The organism is Endozoicomonas sp. ALC013 (assembly GCF_049310205.1).
Lineage (GTDB): Bacteria > Pseudomonadota > Gammaproteobacteria > Pseudomonadales > Endozoicomonadaceae > Endozoicomonas.
Window position 1 is genome coordinate 1 of the sequence record NZ_JBLYNS010000110.1, and the last position, 17991, is coordinate 17991.

Annotated in this window: 18 protein-coding genes and 2 pseudogenes; 9 read left to right on the forward strand and 11 right to left on the reverse strand. The window is 47.5% G+C overall.

What is annotated here, in order from left to right; all coding sequences use genetic code 11:
* Positions 1-328 (forward strand): annotated as a pseudogene (locus ACO6V1_RS17350) (hypothetical protein); the annotation flags it as partial.
* A 393-nt stretch (positions 329-721) separates the two neighbouring features.
* Positions 722-1117: a hypothetical protein gene (locus ACO6V1_RS17355; protein ID WP_422467804.1), complete on the forward strand. Its 396-nt coding sequence runs from the start codon at positions 722-724 to the stop codon at positions 1115-1117.
* A 1019-nt stretch (positions 1118-2136) separates the two neighbouring features.
* Here ACO6V1_RS17355 and ACO6V1_RS17360 read toward each other — a convergent pair.
* From ACO6V1_RS17360 to ACO6V1_RS17400, 9 genes and pseudogenes are all read right to left on the reverse strand, one after another.
* Positions 2137-2484, reverse strand: a complete 348-nt coding sequence (locus ACO6V1_RS17360; protein WP_422467814.1) for a PcfJ domain-containing protein — start codon at positions 2482-2484, stop codon at positions 2137-2139.
* A 99-nt stretch (positions 2485-2583) separates the two neighbouring features.
* Positions 2584-2922 carry a 5-methylcytosine restriction system specificity protein McrC gene (locus ACO6V1_RS17365; protein WP_422462214.1) on the reverse strand — a complete coding sequence of 113 codons (339 nt, stop codon included), beginning with the start codon at positions 2920-2922 and terminating at the stop codon, positions 2584-2586.
* A gap of 9 nt (positions 2923-2931) precedes the next feature.
* Positions 2932-3096 (reverse strand): hypothetical protein, encoded by a 165-nt coding sequence (locus ACO6V1_RS17370; RefSeq protein WP_422462191.1) that lies wholly within the window; start codon positions 3094-3096, stop codon positions 2932-2934.
* 7 nt (positions 3097-3103) lie between these two features.
* The gene (locus ACO6V1_RS17375; protein ID WP_422462189.1) at positions 3104-3412 is read right to left on the reverse strand and encodes a hypothetical protein; all 309 of its coding nucleotides are present in this window, start codon (positions 3410-3412) and stop codon (positions 3104-3106) included.
* 33 nt (positions 3413-3445) lie between these two features.
* Positions 3446-3613, reverse strand: coding sequence for a hypothetical protein (locus ACO6V1_RS17380; RefSeq protein WP_422462187.1), 168 nt, complete (start codon positions 3611-3613; stop codon positions 3446-3448).
* Between the two features lie 3 nt (positions 3614-3616).
* Positions 3617-3958: pseudogene (locus ACO6V1_RS17385) on the reverse strand (hypothetical protein); the annotation flags it as partial.
* A 4-nt stretch (positions 3959-3962) separates the two neighbouring features.
* Positions 3963-4133: a hypothetical protein gene (locus ACO6V1_RS17390; protein ID WP_422462186.1), complete on the reverse strand. Its 171-nt coding sequence runs from the start codon at positions 4131-4133 to the stop codon at positions 3963-3965.
* On the reverse strand, positions 4126-4368 hold the full coding sequence (locus ACO6V1_RS17395; RefSeq protein ID WP_422462184.1) for a hypothetical protein: 243 nt from the start codon (positions 4366-4368) through the stop codon (positions 4126-4128). The genes ACO6V1_RS17390 and ACO6V1_RS17395 overlap by 8 nt, the downstream gene beginning before the upstream one ends.
* Positions 4369-4373: 5 nt before the next feature.
* On the reverse strand, positions 4374-4703 hold the full coding sequence (locus ACO6V1_RS17400; protein WP_422462183.1) for a hypothetical protein: 330 nt from the start codon (positions 4701-4703) through the stop codon (positions 4374-4376).
* 474 nt (positions 4704-5177) lie between these two features.
* On the opposite strand from ACO6V1_RS17400, the gene ACO6V1_RS17405 reads away from it, so the two are divergent.
* From ACO6V1_RS17405 to ACO6V1_RS17420, 4 genes are all read left to right on the forward strand, one after another.
* Positions 5178-5573 (forward strand): hypothetical protein, encoded by a 396-nt coding sequence (locus ACO6V1_RS17405; RefSeq protein WP_422462181.1) that lies wholly within the window; start codon positions 5178-5180, stop codon positions 5571-5573.
* A gap of 651 nt (positions 5574-6224) precedes the next feature.
* Positions 6225-7232: a reverse transcriptase domain-containing protein gene (locus tag ACO6V1_RS17410; protein WP_422462179.1), complete on the forward strand. Its 1008-nt coding sequence runs from the start codon at positions 6225-6227 to the stop codon at positions 7230-7232.
* On the forward strand, positions 7213-7665 hold the full coding sequence (locus ACO6V1_RS17415; RefSeq protein WP_422449828.1) for a group II intron reverse transcriptase/maturase: 453 nt from the start codon (positions 7213-7215) through the stop codon (positions 7663-7665). Before ACO6V1_RS17410 ends, ACO6V1_RS17415 begins: the two co-directional genes overlap by 20 nt.
* A 172-nt stretch (positions 7666-7837) precedes the next feature.
* Positions 7838-8071 (forward strand): HNH endonuclease, encoded by a 234-nt coding sequence (locus ACO6V1_RS17420; protein ID WP_422450543.1) that lies wholly within the window; start codon positions 7838-7840, stop codon positions 8069-8071.
* Between the two features lie 275 nt (positions 8072-8346).
* Here ACO6V1_RS17420 and ACO6V1_RS17425 read toward each other — a convergent pair whose 3' ends face one another.
* A complete protein-coding gene (locus ACO6V1_RS17425) occupies positions 8347-8775 on the reverse strand; it encodes an HNH endonuclease family protein (RefSeq protein ID WP_422449829.1) in 429 nt (142 codons plus the stop codon).
* Between the two features lie 709 nt (positions 8776-9484).
* Here ACO6V1_RS17425 and ACO6V1_RS17430 point away from each other — a divergent pair.
* Entirely contained in the window at positions 9485-11089 is a 1605-nt protein-coding gene (locus tag ACO6V1_RS17430) for a glycosyltransferase (RefSeq protein WP_422467806.1), read from the forward strand.
* Positions 11090-11230: 141 nt separating this feature from the next.
* Here the strand turns inward: ACO6V1_RS17430 and ACO6V1_RS17435 are convergent, their stop codons facing one another.
* Positions 11231-14509, reverse strand: a complete 3279-nt coding sequence (locus ACO6V1_RS17435) for a hypothetical protein (protein ID WP_422467808.1) — start codon at positions 14507-14509, stop codon at positions 11231-11233.
* 449 nt (positions 14510-14958) lie between these two features.
* Here ACO6V1_RS17435 and ACO6V1_RS17440 point away from each other — a divergent pair, with 449 nt between their 5' ends.
* A complete protein-coding gene (locus ACO6V1_RS17440) occupies positions 14959-17388 on the forward strand; it encodes a DMSO/selenate family reductase complex A subunit (RefSeq protein ID WP_422467810.1) in 2430 nt (809 codons plus the stop codon).
* Between the two features lie 21 nt (positions 17389-17409).
* The coding region (locus ACO6V1_RS17445; RefSeq protein ID WP_422467812.1) for a DMSO/selenate family reductase complex B subunit at positions 17410-17991 on the forward strand (582 nt) is incomplete at its 3' end.

Here is a 17991-nt window from a genome sequence, read left to right on the forward strand (position 1 = left end):
TTTCCAGAAAAACGCTGATCGTGCGCTGGCCACCCTGGGCTTTATCGCGTTGGGTCTGGTGCTGGTGGGTTACCCGCTGTACCTGTTCTGGCTGGGTCAGGTTGACCTGCCTGCTAACCCGCTGGGTCTGTTTGACTACCACGGTCGTCTGATGCTGGCCCGTCTCGGTCTGCTGTTTGCCGGTCTGGGCGTTTGGGTGATGGCTGCCACTCGTGGTAATAACACAGCGGCAGGTCTGGCAGGGGTGAGTACCGTCCTGGTGCTCACGGCGGAACTGTGTGGTCGTATCTTCTTCTATGACCTGCATATGTTTGCCAGTGGCATGTAAATAAGTACAAAGTTCCTCCTTCACAAATGAAAGGAGGAACTATTCAAAAACTCCGGACGCGTGAACGCACAACAACTGTTACCAGCTTCGCCTGATCAGGCCGTGGTCATAGCAGCCCAGAATAGTCAGGAAGAAGACACCCATATTTACTGGAAGAAACAGGGGCTATTTTTTGGAACTAACGTAACAAAATCACGAAAATCACAAGCCTTTTGCAATATTTACTTTTTCGTCTTTTCTTGGTGTTTTGGTTAATTTAATACTTTCGTATTATTTTTGTGGAGCAGGGTAGACAATTAATTTACACCTTAAAAACAGTTGTTGAAACTTTTTAGTAAAAATGAAGTCTATTAAAGTGAAATATTCCGATAAACTTTGATAGAAGTAATTTTTATGGATGTATCATGCTCAACTGCTAAAAGTTTTTTCTGTCCCCCCGGGACTGAAGATCCCTACAAATTGGCTGTCATAGTATGTGCAACGGAAGGTTATATTCTTGGTGGGTTTTGTACCTGTGCTAAGGTGTCAAAAACTTCCGCTTATTTTTGTCTCGGCGCTTCTGGGGGCGCGGTAGCAGGAGGTGCTACAGGCCTTGCTGCAGTGAGTGGAGTCGTTACCTGTTGCCAAGTAGCACAACGTAAAATCGCTCACCAATCTTCCATTGAACCCAAGGTGATCACACAACAGCCCGGTTCGCCCTTGATTATCTCTCATGCTCCTGAAGTAACTGTCGTACCGACAGAAATTCAAGGTGAAGTTGGATCAACCAATAACGAAACCGTGTTATGACCCCCACCCCCGGGAATTCCAGCACCATGCACCATGATCTCTGAGTTTCATGGGGTATGGCGGTGGTGACCCGAGTCGGCTGTTATCCCCTGCGGGTGCGCATGGGAACCGACCTTCGTGAAGTGTTGTTCAGGGTTTTACGACAATCTCATTTACCTACAGGCAGCTAAGCAGACAGATAATTAGCATGAATTATCCGCGGCCTGCTCTTTTAATTCCCCGAGCTTCTGTTGCTCTTAATCCGACAGCCTCCAGGCCACGAGAGTGAATCTGATGACATACTGGCAGCCTCTTCGTGGTATTGCGATGCTTGTAGTACTATCGTATATTAATTACGGTTACAGCGTAGGGAATTAATTTACAGATTAAGATAATTTGCAGAAACTTTTTAGAAAAAATGAAGTCTAAACAGTGAAACATCCTGATAAATTTCTAAAAAGGTAAAAAAATATGAACTCTTTAGGCCAATGTGCTGCTATTAAGGATTCCTTATGCCACCCAGACACTCACGGTGCATACAAGTTTGGTGCTGTTGCAGGTGGAGCGTTAGGTTATTTGGGTGGTCTGCTTGTGACGAAAGAACCTCTCCGCGTAGCTGTTTTCAGCAGTTTGGGATGCGGGACAGTAGGAGTTATTTCAGGCCTTTCATATGTGGCTACATACGTGGCCTGTGTCAACTTAGTTCCTGATTGTACTTCTTGTCCACCTCCCATAGACTCCAGAGTGATCACAAAACAGCCCGGGATGTCCTCGATTATCACTCAGGCTCCTGTATTAACTGTCGAATGGACAGAAACTCCGGATGAAAAGGAACCAGTTGATAAAATAGCCGTGTAATGCCCCCGGCAATTGCCTGCACCATGCACACCCGAACTAACCACCATGATCTCTGAGTTTTACAGAGTATGGCGGTGACGGACTCAAGTCGGCTTTTATGCCCTGTGGGTGCGCATGGGAACAGACCTTCGGAGAGTGTTGTTCAGGAATTTACGACAATCTCACTATCAGGAGGTGTTTCATCAGGTAATTGTCCAGGTAGAAAATGTGTTGGAACCTGCCGTCAATAATGCCAATGGCACCTTCAGGCCAGGCTCCCAGGACGCTCTATCATTCAGCACTCGCCTTAACCAAGACATGACAATGTCATAAGCACCCTTTTCAGGCGTATGATTTCTGACACCCTTGATCTGATCATGGCCGGTAATGACACCATTTCTGATGTTGACACCAATGGTCAGGGGCTGTGGAGAATGCATGTGGTAGACAAAATATTGTCCCTCTTGCACCCGGCGGGTATAGCTGGCCACGCAGTGTTTCATTTGTTTTCCCTCATTCGCCAGATCTTCGGGTGTTAATATCGGTATGATATCAACGGTTCCGGGATCGGGTTTGAACGAAGTAAGTCAGCCATTTCCAGTCTTTTTAACTTTTCACACCAATAGATGTGCTCTTGAGATTTCGCCAGATTATCCTGTTGAAGCGAATGAGTTCCTGCCATAGGCAAACATCTGGTAGAAGTCCCCCTGTGACAAGGCAAACTTATCCGTACTGTTTTCTTTGTTGCTATCCAGCAGTTTCCACTTGGTGTCCAGTACCATCAATGGTTTGCCATCCTGCTCAATCAACAGGTCTGGCTTCAGCCGCAACCGGGGATCACTGTTGAAGTGAACCTTGGAACTTGCCTGTTCCCTGAGATGGAGTGAGGCAGGGAGTTGCTGCTTTAGTATGCGGACAACATAGGCTTCAAATACCGATTCCATGGGGAACAGTAGTGAGAAAGCCCGGGTTTTCCCGGATACAGTCAGTGGCTAGAATCAATCTGGCCCAGGATAACGGGCTTTGATAATGATCCATTCCCCGGCTGCGCCATTGCAAAGTCTTGCCGGATCAAAGGAAGCCTTGCTTATTCGACGACAGCGATCGCTTTCAATCCGGGTGCTGAGAAAGTCGTGTTCAAAAACCGAAATAGTATTGTTCATCGGTTTCTCACTGACTGATTACTCTTAAATAAGCATCCGGGTTGGCGAAGGCGTCGTCATTAATGGCATACACTTCGCGGTCGTCTGATAACTCGTCAGAAGGAAAGTCATCACCAAAGAGATAGCGGACATCGCTTTCCTGTTTTGTCACAAATTGCAGCGCAGCCTCACCTTTCCGGTTATCTCCCAGTATCAGGCGAATCTTGCCCCAGTCCTCAAAGAAATACTCCTGTAGCAGAGGCAGAATTTTCTTTTTGAATATGGAACCCAATTCATCAAACTTGTCATCTTCACTCTCTCTTTCAGCGATAGGCATAAAGAAAGCGTGGCCAAGTGTGTGCTCACGGTCTTAGAGATACTCGATACGATCATTCAGCGTGCGCAACAGGGCTCCTATGTTAATGCCTTTCACCGTCATGGCATCCAGCTGTTGGTAATCGGGCATCATTTCAATAAAATCAAAACGACGACGTAGGGCAGTATCCATCGTAGCCAGAGAACGGTCTGCTGTATTCATGGTGCCGATGATATGCAGGTTTGCCGGAACCGTAAATGTGTCGCCTGAGTAGGGGAGCTGTACCGATAAAGCCTCTTTCTGCCCCGCCCGTTTGGAAGGCTCAATCAGGGTAATCAGTTCGCCAAAAATTTTAGAGATATTACCACGGTTGATTTCGTCGATGATCAGTACGAACGGCTCAGGGCTGGATACGGTAATCGACTCATCGAAAACAGGTACATCGTACTCTTCAACCAGGTGGCTCAGAATCGCTTTGACATATGAAGGGTTATAAATTCGTTCATGGTTAACCCCCTGATACTCATTCCAGAGATGTTCAATAGCTACCGGGTAGCCCCTTTCCAGATTTTCATTTAGCCTTTAACAGAGCATCGTACTCTGCTTTCAGTTGATCACGATCCTGACAATCGTTGAACTCTGCCTGGGCAGTTTTAACGGCCTTTTCTATTACATGGTAAGTTTTGCCGGTTCCGGGAGGGCCGTAGAGAATAGTATTTGTTCCGTTTTTCACGTTATTCATAGTTCCCTGCTTTCACATAATCAGTGGGCTGACATTCAGCAATGGCCGGTGCTTCTTCCAGGTCGTCTGCGGTGAAATTGCTGGCTTTTTGATAGAGCTTCCAAAAAGCAATATTTCTTTGGTAGATATCCAATTCATCGGAAAACAGCGGTGCAGTCGCCTTTAAAACATTGAGGTTAACCTGACTCCAGTTCCCACGCGTTTCTACATTCACCAGGAAGTGTTGTTTTAACACTTTTGCTAATTTTTCTGTGCGGATTGTAATACTAAAAGAGACAGGGCACCTTCAGAGTGATTCAGCCTCACAGCTTCAAAACGGAAGCGAATCTTGCGTTTTATTTGTGATGGATCACGAAAATCAGGCTCAGCAAAGCTTACTTTGGTGACTACACCTTTGGCAACAAGACCACGGGGCTCTTGACCGGTGCGCATCAAATAGACGATGTCGTTTATTTTGGGTTGTTGGCTGTAGCACGACCAGGTGATTTCATCACCAATTTGGCAGGATGAATCGTCTTCTTCTCCAAATGAGAATAAGTTGGGATTCCATGTCAGAAGGTATGCACTCATTATCGCTGTCGTAGCTCACAGTAAAATCGATAAAGGCAGGAATATAATGGAAAAAAGATGGTGATGGTTATCAGTTAAAACCGCAGGCAATAAACGGTTGAACTGAAGGCAATTGTCGTTTTCACAGCCTTTGAGGATTACGCTGTGAAAATTATTTTGGAGTGCAATAAGCGTTTCTGTATTCATACTTTCCTTACCCTGAATTTGCAACTCACTATTGCCATTACTGGTCTCTGCAATAAGCTGGCCTTTCAGAATTGACTTGGATTTTCAAGATTCACTGCCCGGGTTTTGGCAACAATTACTTTGTGGCCTTCTCTTGGTATTACGGTGATTGCAGTACTTTCGTATCAGAATTACGGTTACAGAGTAGGGGAATTAATTTACAGCTTAAAAGAAATTGCAGAAACTTTTTAATAAAAATGAAGTCCAAAAAGTGAAATATTCTGATAAGTCTCTAAAAAGGTAACAAATATGAACGTTTTAGGCTCATGTACTGCTACTAAAGATTGCTTATGCCCTCCCGGCGCTCACGTTAACTACAAACTTTGTGGTGTGTCAGGTGTAATGATAGGTGGTGTTTTTGGCATGCTGTGTTCATGTTGTACAAAACCTATCGAGGTAAGTACTCTCATCTCTTTGGGAAGCGCGGCAGCAGGAGGTGCTTCAGGTCTTGCATTAATAGCTGCTGGCACGTCCTGTTATCACTTGATTCGGAACGATGATACCATTCATCAACTTTCCATTGGCTCAAGAATAATCACACAACAGCCCGGGATGCACTCGATTATCTCTCATGCCCCTGTAATAACTGTCGAATTGACAGAAATTTCAGGTAAAAAGGGACCAACCATTAAAATAACCGTCTGACACTCCCTGCCCTTCGGGCGCGATAGGGCGGGGAGTGTCGTGCGCCGTGTAAACGGTGTATTGGAGTGCCACAAACGTGGCTGAGATTGCTGGTATATCTCATACCTACTGTAGTTAGGTACGCCTGGTAACAGGCTGAATTCCTGAAAAGGAGTGCTGAACATAGCATCTACAGAAAAGGCTGAGCAAAGGGGAGCAATCCGAACGATGCCGGTCAAGGTAATGTGCCTATGGTTAAGACCATACCGTTTAAACCCTAGTCATGGCGTTTCACCGCACCCGCAGCCCATGATTGCTATTGAGTTGCGCCGACCTTTGAGAGACCTCTGTGACGCCTGGGTCTGCGAATGCAAATCTCGACCAACAGGGTCGGGCCACCTGAGATCAGAGCAGGATAAATGACGGACAGGGAACCTAAGGGCATAGCATCTCTTATACACTGGAAACATGGGATCGCCTAAGCTGGTCTTGACCTGTATGGCGACAGAGTCTCCGTAGTACCCAATGTCAGGCTGTAATGGTACTGGCAGTCGGTAAACAATCCGGCCTATCCGGACGGTATAAGCAAGCAGTGATGCGAGTGAAAGCCGAAAGGGAGAAGGGGGGCAGTGTTGTGTGATCTTTAATTTTCGACGGTAATGGATAGTGAATATGCTTTCCGGAAGAACACAACGAAAATTAGAGGGACTTGAGATTTGTTCTCGAAATGGGAAGTACCGATGTCGAGACTTGTTCAAAATGGCGCTAGAGTGCCGTGACCTCTGGTTGCAGGCATACGCCAATATCTATGCCAACAGTGGTGCAACCGCTGTGGGAAGTGATGGTGTGAGCCTTGATGGGCAATCGATTGAAAGAATTGATCATCTGATCAGTCTTTTGAAAAACAACGAATACTTCCCAGTACCATCAAGACGAGTCTACATACCCAAAGCAAATGGGAAACAACGCCCTCTGGGTGTTCCATCGGGTATGGATAAACTCGTTCAAGAAGTGTGGCGCATGTTACTGGAAGTGGTCTATGAACCAACATTCAGTATCAACTCCCATGGTTTCAGACCGGGACGATCCTGTCACACAGCTTTGAAAGAAATCCAAACCAGTTGGACAGGCTCCAAGTGGTTCATCGAGTTCGACATTAAAGGGTACTTTGATAATATCGATCATCAGAAATTGGTGTCGATAATAGAGAAGCGCATTGATGACAGGCGATTTATTTCTGTAATCAAGCGGATGTTAAAAGCCGGATACATGGAAGAGTGGCAATTCTACAAAACCTACTCTGGTACACCGCAAGGTGGGATAATTTCACCTATTCTTGCGAACATTTATCTCAACGAGTTAGATGATTACATCAAGGAGCTTCAAGCCTCAGTTACATGCGGTAAGAAACGGCGGGATAATCCGGATTACAACTGCATTAAGCGTCAGAAAGCCAAGGCTGAGAAAGAACTTGAACGTGTCAGGCAGCATGGTGATCAAGAGGCCATAAAGAGAGCAAACCAAGAGGTGAGGATTCAGCAGGAGTTGCTTTTTAAAACCTCATCAACGGATCAGCATGACCCCAGTTATCGTCGGTTGAGATATTGTCGCTACGCAGATGACTTTCTACTGGGATTTATCGGTTTAAGGCAGGAAGCTAATGCGATCTACAGCGCTTAAAAGCCACGTTGAGACCGATCTGAAGCTTGAAATAGCAGAAGAAAAGTCTGGGATCAGGCATGCGCCGACCGAGGGATGTCAATTTCTTGGGTATAACATTGACGCAAAACCAACACCAAAAATACGGTGGGTCAAGCGAGATGGCAAACGCTTCAAGAAGCGAACAATGGCGCAACACATCTCACTAAGAGTTCCAGCTGAAAAGCTGCGTGGCTTCGCTCGCAAGAATGGCTATGGCAACTATGCCAACAAGACAGCCATTCATCGGGCACGGATGTTAAGCCAAAGCGACGTGGAAATCGTGTTACAGGTGAATGCGGAATTGCGGGGCTTCTCGCAATATTATTCGCTGGCCAATAATGCGAAAACGGAGCTTGCGGCAATTGTAGAGGTTAAGCATGCTCAAAACATTGGCCTCGAAACACAAGTGTAGTGTGAAGACGGTCAGTGGAAGGCTTCGAGCAGGCAACCGGCGAGGAGTAAAAGCCGCAGACAGATTCTATCCACTGTGGACGCTCAAAGATCTCAGAAAGTCATTGCCAGCCAAACCTGATTTGCTCCCGGCCACTGCAAAATACAGTGGTAGGACAGAGCTAATTACCAGAATGCTGGCAAAACGCTGTGAATATTGCGGCAAGACTGAAGGGAAATTTGAAGTACACCATGTACGCAAGCTGAAGGACATTAAAGATGGTACAAAGACATGGCAAAGACTCATGATAGCGAGAAATCGCAAAACTCTCGTACTCTGTGTTGAATGCCATGACCTGCTGCATGCTGGCAAGCTGCCAGACAACAGGTACAGTCCTCGTAACAGCATGGAGAGCCGTGTGCAGTGAAAGCTGCACGCACGGTTCGGAGGGGGGGAAACGGCAACCTGTTTACAGGAGCACGTTCCCTACCCACTAGGAGGCTGTCCGAGAATAGCGCCCGTAGCGAGGATGGCAGAAAATTGAGGATAAAAATTCCGTTTTGTGAGGTGAATAGCGGGGCTATTTGCCGAACAAAAAGGAATTTTTAGGCCAATTTGCTGCCACCGCAGTAGGGCAGTCTGACTTACCCACAGGCTGTTGTTAAGCGATGGTGAGAATTAACGACAAATATATTGTATAAGTTATCCACGGCACTTCTGCTCTTCTAATTCCCTGAACTTCTGTTGCTCATAGTCTGACAGCACAAGACCATAGCTTTTTACCACGCGAGTGAATCTGGCAACATACTGGCAGTGGAAAGACTTCGAAGGTGGTAACCACTCAAGGGCACCTGATGCCCCTTTCTGGCGGTTGACACTGGCCTGGACGGCAAAAAGGTTCACTTCATCATTGGCAAACTGCACTCTTTTTGCCTTCGACCATTGATCAGCCCCACGATCCCACGCCCATCTCAGAGGCACTAAATGGTCGATATCAACCTGGCGAGCTTCATAAAACGTCTTTCCCGTGTAGGGATCAAGCCATCTGCCCCGATATACTGCGCACTGGTTCCCGGCGGTATCTATCGCGCTGGTACTCTGCTTCATCAGAAGCTCGTGGCGAGTGTTCATACAGTCCCTGTCTTCATCAGCCCAATCACCAAAATATGAACGGTCATATTTTGCCGGACTCTGGCGGTACGTTGCCGCATTCGACTTTTTTAAGCCTGATCCTTTAGGAAGTCTGCCGCCGGAGCTGAGGCAATCATTGAGAGAGTAGAAGGCAGTATATTTTTTTGTTCTCTCATAGCTGGAGCTAGAGATATCGTGACAGATGCCTGACTTGCTCTTTTTTACCAGTTCTGCACTATTTACAGAGGTGCTCAAGAGTGCCAGAAACGTTATCAGGAGGTGTTTCATCGAGAAATTGACACAGGATTGAATATTAGACGACAAAATACATTAAAAGGACTATTGAATAAATACCGCCTCTTGTACGGTGCTGGCTCAGGGAACCGTTGGCTTGTTCCCGGTACTGGTCTGCTTGCTCCCGCTGGGCCTGTTTGACTGATATGGTCGTCTGGTCTGGTCTGGTTCGTCTACAGAGTCAAACTCGGATAAATATAATTTTTTAAGTAGGAACGTTGAAAAGCTATAATGGCGTAGCGGGAAAGAAAATAAAAGCGACGTTTGTTGTATTACTATATGACCATTTCCTTATTATCAAACACTCGTACATTAAAGTATGAGAGTCGAGTAATAAAAATATTTGATCACTATCGAATGAATAACCTACTGTTTAATCCTAATGATAAAAACTTGCATATTTAGTGAGTGTTAAATGAAGCCAATTTCATCAACTCAAGTTACAAATTTATGCCTGCCAGATGATGATCAGAAAGTTAAACAAAACCACATACACATTTCTACAGAAGGTTACCGGTACACTGTTGGCGGTAACGGCGTTTTTGTAAACACCTTTTGTAAGGCATTTCACGAGCGTAGTTGTAGAAATATCATGGTTCTTCCACTGCTTGATTTCGTAGAGGATACAGATGTAAAAAAATCAATCACTGCTGGCTGTCAGCTTTCTTCTGGTGAATTAATATTGGTTGAAAGATGCAGTGATATGCCTGAATGTGATGTCTATAGAGTCCAACCAACAGGGGGGCAGAAAAGGTATTTTGAAAAGCATATTAATTCATACAATATAGAGCAAGAATACAAAGACTCTTTGGCAGAGGATCTTTACTTTAAAGAACAAGGAATTAATGATTCTGATGAAAGGTTGAAATTTGCTGGTGCTATATCTCTAAAAATGTGTGTGTTTAACCAGATAGCGGCAAAATTTGTCAACGAAGTGCTTTTGCCAACAATGGGAAGCAAAAATGTATATATTCATGATCATTTTTTTGGAGGATCCCTTCAATACGTTAATCACTTCGAAAACGTTAAAAAAGTGAACTGGGTACATTGCTTAAGTCCCCATACGGGTTTTAGCGACTGTATGGCCAATAAAAAGCCTGTTTATACAACCCAGAGCTATATGAAGATGGATGAGAGCAAGTTCTGCAAGCTACCGGATTATGAAAAACCTGCAAGAGAGAGGGCAATTAAACATGCTGATGTAATTTTAACAGTATCGAAATATGCCCAATCTTTTCTGACATTTAAACATCCTCTCATATCAAAGTTCTTGAGGATTCACAAAAAGGCGATCCGCTCAATCAAAAGCTGCTCAGATTTATCAAAATTTAGCCTGGGTGCTACCGCCAAAAAATACGGGTTAGAAGGAACTCCGGAAAAAAATATCAAATCAAAACTCAGAGACCTTTTCTTTGCTGGAAAATTGCCTTTAAAGCCACCATTGAATAGCAAAGGATGTGTGAACCCAGTCACTAAAAACTTACCAATTGTTTTTTTTATGGGCAGGCCTCATTTTGAAAAAGGGACAGAGCATGTACTGAATATGGTAAAAAAACTGGATTGCCTGTTTTTTATTGTTTCTAACGGAACAGAAAAAGATCCATTTATTCAAGCTATTCAGGAAACAAAAGCAGCAAGAAATAACCTCGTTTTACTTACTAAAAATCAAGAGCATAAGCAACTCTTAATGGCTGTTGCGGACTATGCCGTTATTCCTTCTCTGGCTGAGTCCTTAGGCTTGATTGCCGGTGAATGTCATTCTATGGGGCTGCATGTAATCAACTCGGATGTAGGGGGACTGCCTGAGGCGTCACCTCCTTGCGATGAATGCAGAACAGAAGTTCATTCAAATGCGGAGTATGGCCATTATTCAGAAGATACAAATAAAGCATTCCTCCAGGCAGTTAGTGAAAAGTTAAAAGCCGGAAGGCCCAGATCATCTCACATTGTTAGGCATGCCAGTTATTTCCATTCAATGGAGAAATTTACTACTTCAATAGAAAATGCTCTTTCTAATTAAACGTATTTCTTTAATCGTGTGGCAATTCCAGCCTTCAAAGGCTATTGCCACTCTATAGCAACTTGTCTGAGCAAAAACGAACTGGCTGCCAAGCAGGGTATCCTGTGTGCATCTTCAGTCATCATAAGCTTCAAACTCAGATCAGTACCTGCCTTGGTTATTTTCAGGCAAGGTAACAGGATCAGCCTCGTCATCATACTCTGGTGGCAGCAGCAAAAAGTTCCTTGCAAGTGTGGAATTGGGCATCATTTGGTAAAAAATTTTCCCGTCATGTACGCTCGACTTCACAGAATAGCCGCGCTCACTGAGCAGTCGGGCACCCGGAGAGTCCGGCTGCCGGAGCATCTGCTCCAGTTCAGATTGTTCCAAGGTACCAACAGAGGGCAGGATGGCCTTCTGCTGCAGTCGTATCGTCTCAGTTTCCAGGGCATCCCGGATGTCAGCCGACATAAGTTTTTCCAGCCCGGGTTGGTTCGCCACCACGATCATCTTTTCTGCCAGGGTCATTGCTTCGGGTAACCGGACTTGTCGAAGTTCCCCTTCATTGTGCAGGCGTCGATAAGCGCCACCGGACCCGGTATCCGGATCCCAGCAACCAGGCGGTTGGTGATCTGTACTCCGCCGGTGGTGTTTTGTGAAGCAAGGTGAAATACCGGCTTTCTCAGCGATAGCGAACCGAACCAGATCGTTCAGGCACTCACGCAAACACTGATAGGGGTCCGGTGCCTGCTCAATCAGTAATCGTCGTTTATGGTTATCAACCGGGAGATGGTATCGACTGGTGAACGGATTGGGCACCTGGTGATGCCATCCCCCGGTAATGCTGGCCAGATCCCGAAAGCTCAACATGACTGACTGGATCAGCAGGGTGAAGTCCGGGTTGTTGACCACGGACAGCAGTTCAATCTTTTCTGGCTGAAAATAGCCATCATGGATCATTTCACTGGTGTCAATTTCTGCTGAGTCCGGTGTCAGCCTGATCGTCGGAAAGTCCTCCCGTGGTGGTTTGACCCGCAGGATATCCACAGTATCCCCAAAGCGCAGCACCTGACGCAGCAGTAACTCTTCCTCTGTGCATTGGTGGTCAGGAGTAAACGACGGATTTTCAGCATCCATCATTTTGCAGTTTTTGTTTCTCAGGGCGCTGGCCACCAGGGTAACCAGCTGCCCGGGGTACTGTTGCAACCTGGTCATATCACGCTGAAACAGTTCTGCTGCCCGCAGCTCTTCAACATTTTTATGCTCATCTTCAGCGACAGCATCGTGGTAGAGTTCGGCAATGGGTAGTAACTCTTGCAACTCAGGATGCTTCAGCAGTAATTCCCGGAATGGCTTATGAAAGTCGGGCAAAACCTTACTATCGATGAGGAATTCGGTGGCCAGCTGTGCGCGCAGGGCGTGATCCAGTCCGTGCCATTTGCGGTAATAGGGTTTTATGCCCTTCGCCAGGATGGTTTGTGCCCTGTTGGGATGGGGAGACTGGTAATAATACTGACCGACTTTCAGGGTAATTGACTTATAGCGGCCATCAGGCAGGATTTCCATGCCCTCAAAGGTTGGCGGTGATGCCAGAAAATTCACCAGCCAGTCCGGCTGCCGTTCTCCTTGTTCCTTTCGCCGGACCACAACGGCAGGCTTACAAGTGTAATATTCCCCCAGAAAAATACTCAGCCTTTGATCAATGGTTCGATTGAGCGTCGCTGTACTCTTTAAATGCTCACGTAACTGTTCATCACTGTATCGCCGGGTTGAAAATCTATTTTCCAGAAATTCTTTAACTGCATGCCCATAAACCGGTTCATTGGTAAAAAAGCGATCATAAAACTCCTCGCCAAGCAGTCCAACAGCCTTTTGACGTAGCTCTGAACTATCCAGCTGCCGGTGATTCAAATGCTCGTGCAATGCTGTCCTCAGGATCGATACTCTATTAGCTATCATATAGTGTTTAGTAACGGGGCCGTCCCCATCATTGCAAAGAAGTTCCCACAGCACCTCGTTACGAATGGTATTGGCTTCATCGTCGGTCAACAGATTCGCCCGGAGAAAATGATTGGCAGATGTTAATATTTCAAGATGATCTGCAGGCTGGGTTGATGTTTGATAATTGAGATAGATTCTTGCGCCGTAAGCGATGAGCAGGCAACACACCAGCGGATTACAGTGGACAGGTGTTGATTCCTTGTACCCTAATAAATAGGGAACAAACAATTTGTTATTTAATAACTCCCGGCAGATGACCGCTTGTGCGGCAAAGGTGGGTTTAACCTGCTCGAAAATGTAGTCCCAGCTAGACTGCTTGTCGTGTATCTCGAAAGCATAATACAACCAGGGAAAGTGTTTATGAAACGGGGTCTGCTCAAGCAAAGCTTCCAGTAATATATTCGGTAAACCCACTTTGCTGTTGACCCCGTCCACCCGGGCTGGAAGTTCGCTTAAGAAGGTTGCTGAATCACAGTTCTCGATGGCTGTCAGGATGGCTTTGATGTCGGTGCCAAGTGCCTTGACACTGGCTGATACCGTGCTGACCTGCTCCGGAATATTTTTCAGCAGCTGCAGAAATCGTTCACCACCGGACTGACTCAATAACTGGTAAAGCCTGAGTTCCTGTCCAGTGAAGTTGACATATTGAGAGAAGGCACGGATGTTTCGCCGCAGCATTAGCGCTTGTGTACGGCTGATTTCCACCGGGGGAGACAACACCCCCTGATAACTGTTGTACAGGCACAGTTTTACAGGCTCACGGAACTCATCACCGGACGCGTTACCTTTATTTTGCTCGAGCGTCAGAATATTGCCCATGACTTCTTCAAGACGGCGAAAAGAAAACTCCCTGGTAAAGTCCAGAAGATAGCCATAGTGCATGCGGTCAAAATTAATGTGACAGAGAATTTCCGGATATTTGCCTGCTTCTTTAATGATCCATTCAGACGGTTGGTGCAGTAAATAGCCATTTACACCAAGGTGTCCTGAGGTTAAAGGTGATTTGCTAAACAGGGAGTGCTTTCTGTGGTAACTCTCTGCTATTTTCTCTTCCAAAACATGCCAGCTGGTAATTTTCTTGGTGTATGTGAACCTGCAGCACGGTTCCCCCGAGGGATTCGAACAGACATCTTTTTTATAAGCCCAGAGCATATGGCAACCGGGCGCAGGTTTCAGAACCGTAATGATCTGGTCTGGCCTGGTGCCAAATTGATCCGGCCGCCTGGCTTCTATTGCATATTGGGCACCGGGTGACAATAAACTCACTGGCCTGTATTGATCGCCTGAACCGGCAGCTTGTAACGCATTGACAACACGAACCATCATTCCGCCAAACTGACCGAATGCGGCAACAGGATTGTATTCCTCTTTCTTGCCGCCTGTCGGTGGTGGATGAAATCCTGACGAACCAATGCTTGCTTCCGCCTGAGGTATGGACATATCAAGGGTCTCAATGAATTTAAAATCGTATATCGGACTGCACGGGAGTAAGGCTCCGCCTGAGTAAAATGAGCACAAACTTCAGACACCGAAAATATCGAAAGGTTCCCCGTAATCTGGCAGCCCGGGCAGGTGCCATGCAAAGCACAGCGGCGGAAGTACCGCCGCAGCCATGTCACCGAAGTGGCAGTGCAGTTTTGTCCTCAATAATCATGATCAATTACAGGGTGCGCCGTGCTCTGTAGCGTGCTCGAATAAGTTCCTACCCTCTTCAGTAATTGCCTCAAACCCGGCAAAAAATTGATCCAGGTCAATCGGTTGTTTGTTGACCAGCTCGTATTATCAGCACTATTTCACCAGTTCATTATTTGTACAGAGATGCATTTTGTCAGGGGTAACACTACCTGTTTGTGTGCTGGTTTCCGGTTTTAGTGATAACGGTAAAATAAATGAAGAAACTTCTCGATAGTGCGCTGTCGTCTGTCATCAAGCGAAGAACGTTTATCAAGTGGGGGGCTGCTGCGGGGAGTGCCGCTGTTGTCGCTGGCAATGCGTTGCCTCTGAAAGCCATGGCAACGGATTCAACGCAGGCAAGAGCCGCTGGAGACAAGGTGACCTGGTCTGCCTGTATGGTGAACTGTGGCAGCCGCTGTCCTCTCCAGGTGCATACCAAAGATGGCGTTATCACCCATGTTGAATCGGATAACCGGGGCGATGACGTATACGGTGATCATCAGATTCGCGCCTGTCTGCGCGGTCGCTCCATCAAGCAACGGGTATACAACCCTGATCGTCTGAAATACCCCATGAAGCGGGTTGGCAAGCGTGGCGAAGGCCGATTTGAGCGCATCAGCTGGGATGAGGCGCTGGATACCATCGCCAGACAGTTAAAGTACACCATCGATACTTACGGTAACGATGCGATCTATTATCAGTATGGCTCCGGAACCCAGGGCTATAAAACCGACGGTCCTTTTGCCTCCAAGCGCCTGCTGAATATGCTCGGTGGCTTTCTGCCTTATTACGGTAACTACAGCTGGGGACAGATTCAACGTGCTCTGCCGTTTACTTATGGCGGTGGACGTCCAGCGGCGTTCGGTAGTTTCACCAGTGAAATCGCCAATGCAGAATTGCTGGTCATGTTTGGTTACAACCCGGCAGAGACCCGCATGAGTGGCGGTGGGGAAATCTACGAGCACATCAACTCGGTGAACAGCAAAAATGTGCGTACCATCATCATTGACCCGCGTTATACCGACACCATGCTGGGCAAAGAGTCTGAGTGGATTCCAATCCGCCCGGGGACCGATGCTGCCCTGGTAGAAGCCATGGCCTGGGTGCTGATCAACGAGAAGATGGTGGATGAAGCATTCCTCGAGGCGTTCTGTGTTGGCTATGATGAAAAAACGCTGCCAGCCAGTGCACCGAAGAATGGCCACTACAAAGCGCACATTCTGGGCCGAGGTGCTGATGGCATCGAGAAAACCCCGGAGTGGGCGGCAAAAATTACCGGTATTCCAGCGAAAAAAATCATTCAGCTGGCCCGGGAAATTGGCAGGGCCAAACCTGCCTACATTATTCAGGGTACCGGTATTCAGCGTCAGGCCAACGGTGAACAGGCGAGCCGTGCCATCTGCATGCTGCCAATTCTGACCGGCAATATTGGCCTTGCCGGCACCAACACCGGCGAAATGCCAGGAAACTATGGCTTCCCGGTGAAAACCCTGCCCATGGGTACCAACCCGATCAAGACGGCGATTCCATTCTTCAAATGGACAGATGCGATTCATCGTCACCATGAAATGACGGATAAGACCGATGCTCTGCAGGGCGGCACGTCACTGAAGAATCCGATCAAATTCATCTGGCAATATGCGGGCAATATCACGGTTAACCAGCACTCTGATATCAACCGGACCAAAGAGATCCTGTCTGATGAGAGCCTGTGTGAGTTTATCCTGGTGTTTGAAAACCATATGACACCTACCGCACGGTTCGCGGATATTCTGCTGCCGGATATCACCACCATTGAAAATTATGAAGTGGCCAGCAACGGCTATGCCTCGGGCACTCTGGGCGCGGTGATTCCGCTGGTGCCTGCTATTGCCCCGATGTACGAGTGCCGCAGTGCATACGACATCTGTGCAGGTATTGCCAAACGCTTTGGTCTGGAAGCGCAGTACACAGAAGGCAAGACCCATGAGCAGTGGGTGGCGGAACTGTACGAGCAGATGCGTAAAGAACAGCCTCAGGTGCCAACACTGGAAGACCTGCGTCGTGACGGTCCCTACAAACAGCTGGCACCGAAGCATATTCGCATCGCTCTGGAAGGTTTCCGTAAGGATCCTGTGAACAATCCTCTGGGAACCCCATCCGGGAAAATCGAAATTTACTCCGAACAACTGGCGACCATTGCCGCCGAGTGGGAGCTGCCGGAAGGGGATGTGGTGACACCGCTGCCACAGTACGTCACCACCTGGGAAAGCCATCTGGATCCTTTGACTGAGAAGTATCCGCTGCAGCTGATTGGATTTCACACCAAGGGCCGTGTGCACTCCACATACCACAACGTCGCTTTCCTGCGTGAAGCAGTGACCGATGCCGTGTGGCTGAACCCGGCAGATGCACAGGCCCGGGGAATCAAAGATGGCGACATGCTGAAAGTCTGGAATGACCGTGGCGAGACCCGGGTTCCGGCTAAAGTCAGCCCCCGGATTATGCCGGGTGTTGCTGCCCTGGCCGAAGGTGCCTGGTACGCACCGGGTAAAGACGGTGTTGACCGTGGTGGCTCATTCAACGTGCTGACCACTCAGCGCAGTACGCCGCTGTCCAAGGGTAACCCGATGCACACCAATCTGGTTGAAATTGCCAGGGCATAACAGGATAGGAATTAAAGTTCGATGAAACAATTGGGATTTTATGTCGACACGGCCAAGTGTACGGGCTGCAAAACCTGTCAATTGTCGTGCAAAGATGAGAATGACCTGAAAGTCGGTGTGAACTGGCGCCGGGTCTATGAATACGGCGGTGGTAGCTGGTTTCAGAACGAAGACGGCACCTACGCCCAGGACGTGTTTGCCTATTACACCTCCATCAGCTGTAACCACTGTGCCAAGCCAGCCTGTACCAAGGCCTGTCCAACCGGTGCCATGCATAAGCGTGACCAGGATGGCCTGGTGGTAGTTAACGCCGACGTCTGTGTTGGCTGCCGTTACTGTGAAATGGCCTGCCCCTATGGCGCACCGCAGTTTGATGCCGAGAAGAAAGTCATGACCAAGTGTGATGGCTGTTTCGACCGGGTTGAGCAGGGCAAGCAGCCGATCTGTATCGAATCCTGCCCGCTGCGAGCCCTGGATTTTGGTCCGATTGATGAGCTGCGTGCCAAATACGGCACGGAAGCGGATATCGCGCCACTGACGGACTCCTCTCTGACTGAGCCATCGCTGGTGATGAAGGCGAGCCGTCATGCCAAACCTTCCGGT

Bases quoted from the DNA above. Each gene is read 5' to 3' on its own strand.
- ACO6V1_RS17370 (WP_422462191.1), bottom strand. From the start codon at position 3,096: ATGAACAATACTATTTCGGTTTTTGAACACGACTTTCTCAGCACCCGG.
- ACO6V1_RS17405 (WP_422462181.1), top strand. From the start codon at position 5,178: ATGAACGTTTTAGGCTCATGTACTGCTACTAAAGATTGCTTATGCCCT.
- ACO6V1_RS17440 (WP_422467810.1), top strand. From the start codon at position 14,959: ATGAAGAAACTTCTCGATAGTGCGCTGTCGTCTGTCATCAAGCGAAGA.
- ACO6V1_RS17355 (WP_422467804.1), top strand. From the start codon at position 722: ATGGATGTATCATGCTCAACTGCTAAAAGTTTTTTCTGTCCCCCCGGG.
- ACO6V1_RS17425 (WP_422449829.1), bottom strand. From the start codon at position 8,775: ATGAACACTCGCCACGAGCTTCTGATGAAGCAGAGTACCAGCGCGATA.
- ACO6V1_RS17390 (WP_422462186.1), bottom strand. From the start codon at position 4,133: ATGAATAACGTGAAAAACGGAACAAATACTATTCTCTACGGCCCTCCC.
- ACO6V1_RS17375 (WP_422462189.1), bottom strand. From the start codon at position 3,412: ATGCCTATCGCTGAAAGAGAGAGTGAAGATGACAAGTTTGATGAATTG.
- ACO6V1_RS17400 (WP_422462183.1), bottom strand. From the start codon at position 4,703: ATGAGTGCATACCTTCTGACATGGAATCCCAACTTATTCTCATTTGGA.
- ACO6V1_RS17430 (WP_422467806.1), top strand. From the start codon at position 9,485: ATGAAGCCAATTTCATCAACTCAAGTTACAAATTTATGCCTGCCAGAT.
- ACO6V1_RS17415 (WP_422449828.1), top strand. From the start codon at position 7,213: ATGCGATCTACAGCGCTTAAAAGCCACGTTGAGACCGATCTGAAGCTT.
- ACO6V1_RS17435 (WP_422467808.1), bottom strand. From the start codon at position 14,509: ATGTCCATACCTCAGGCGGAAGCAAGCATTGGTTCGTCAGGATTTCAT.
- ACO6V1_RS17410 (WP_422462179.1), top strand. From the start codon at position 6,225: ATGCTTTCCGGAAGAACACAACGAAAATTAGAGGGACTTGAGATTTGT.
- ACO6V1_RS17420 (WP_422450543.1), top strand. From the start codon at position 7,838: ATGCTGGCAAAACGCTGTGAATATTGCGGCAAGACTGAAGGGAAATTT.
- ACO6V1_RS17380 (WP_422462187.1), bottom strand. From the start codon at position 3,613: ATGAATACAGCAGACCGTTCTCTGGCTACGATGGATACTGCCCTACGT.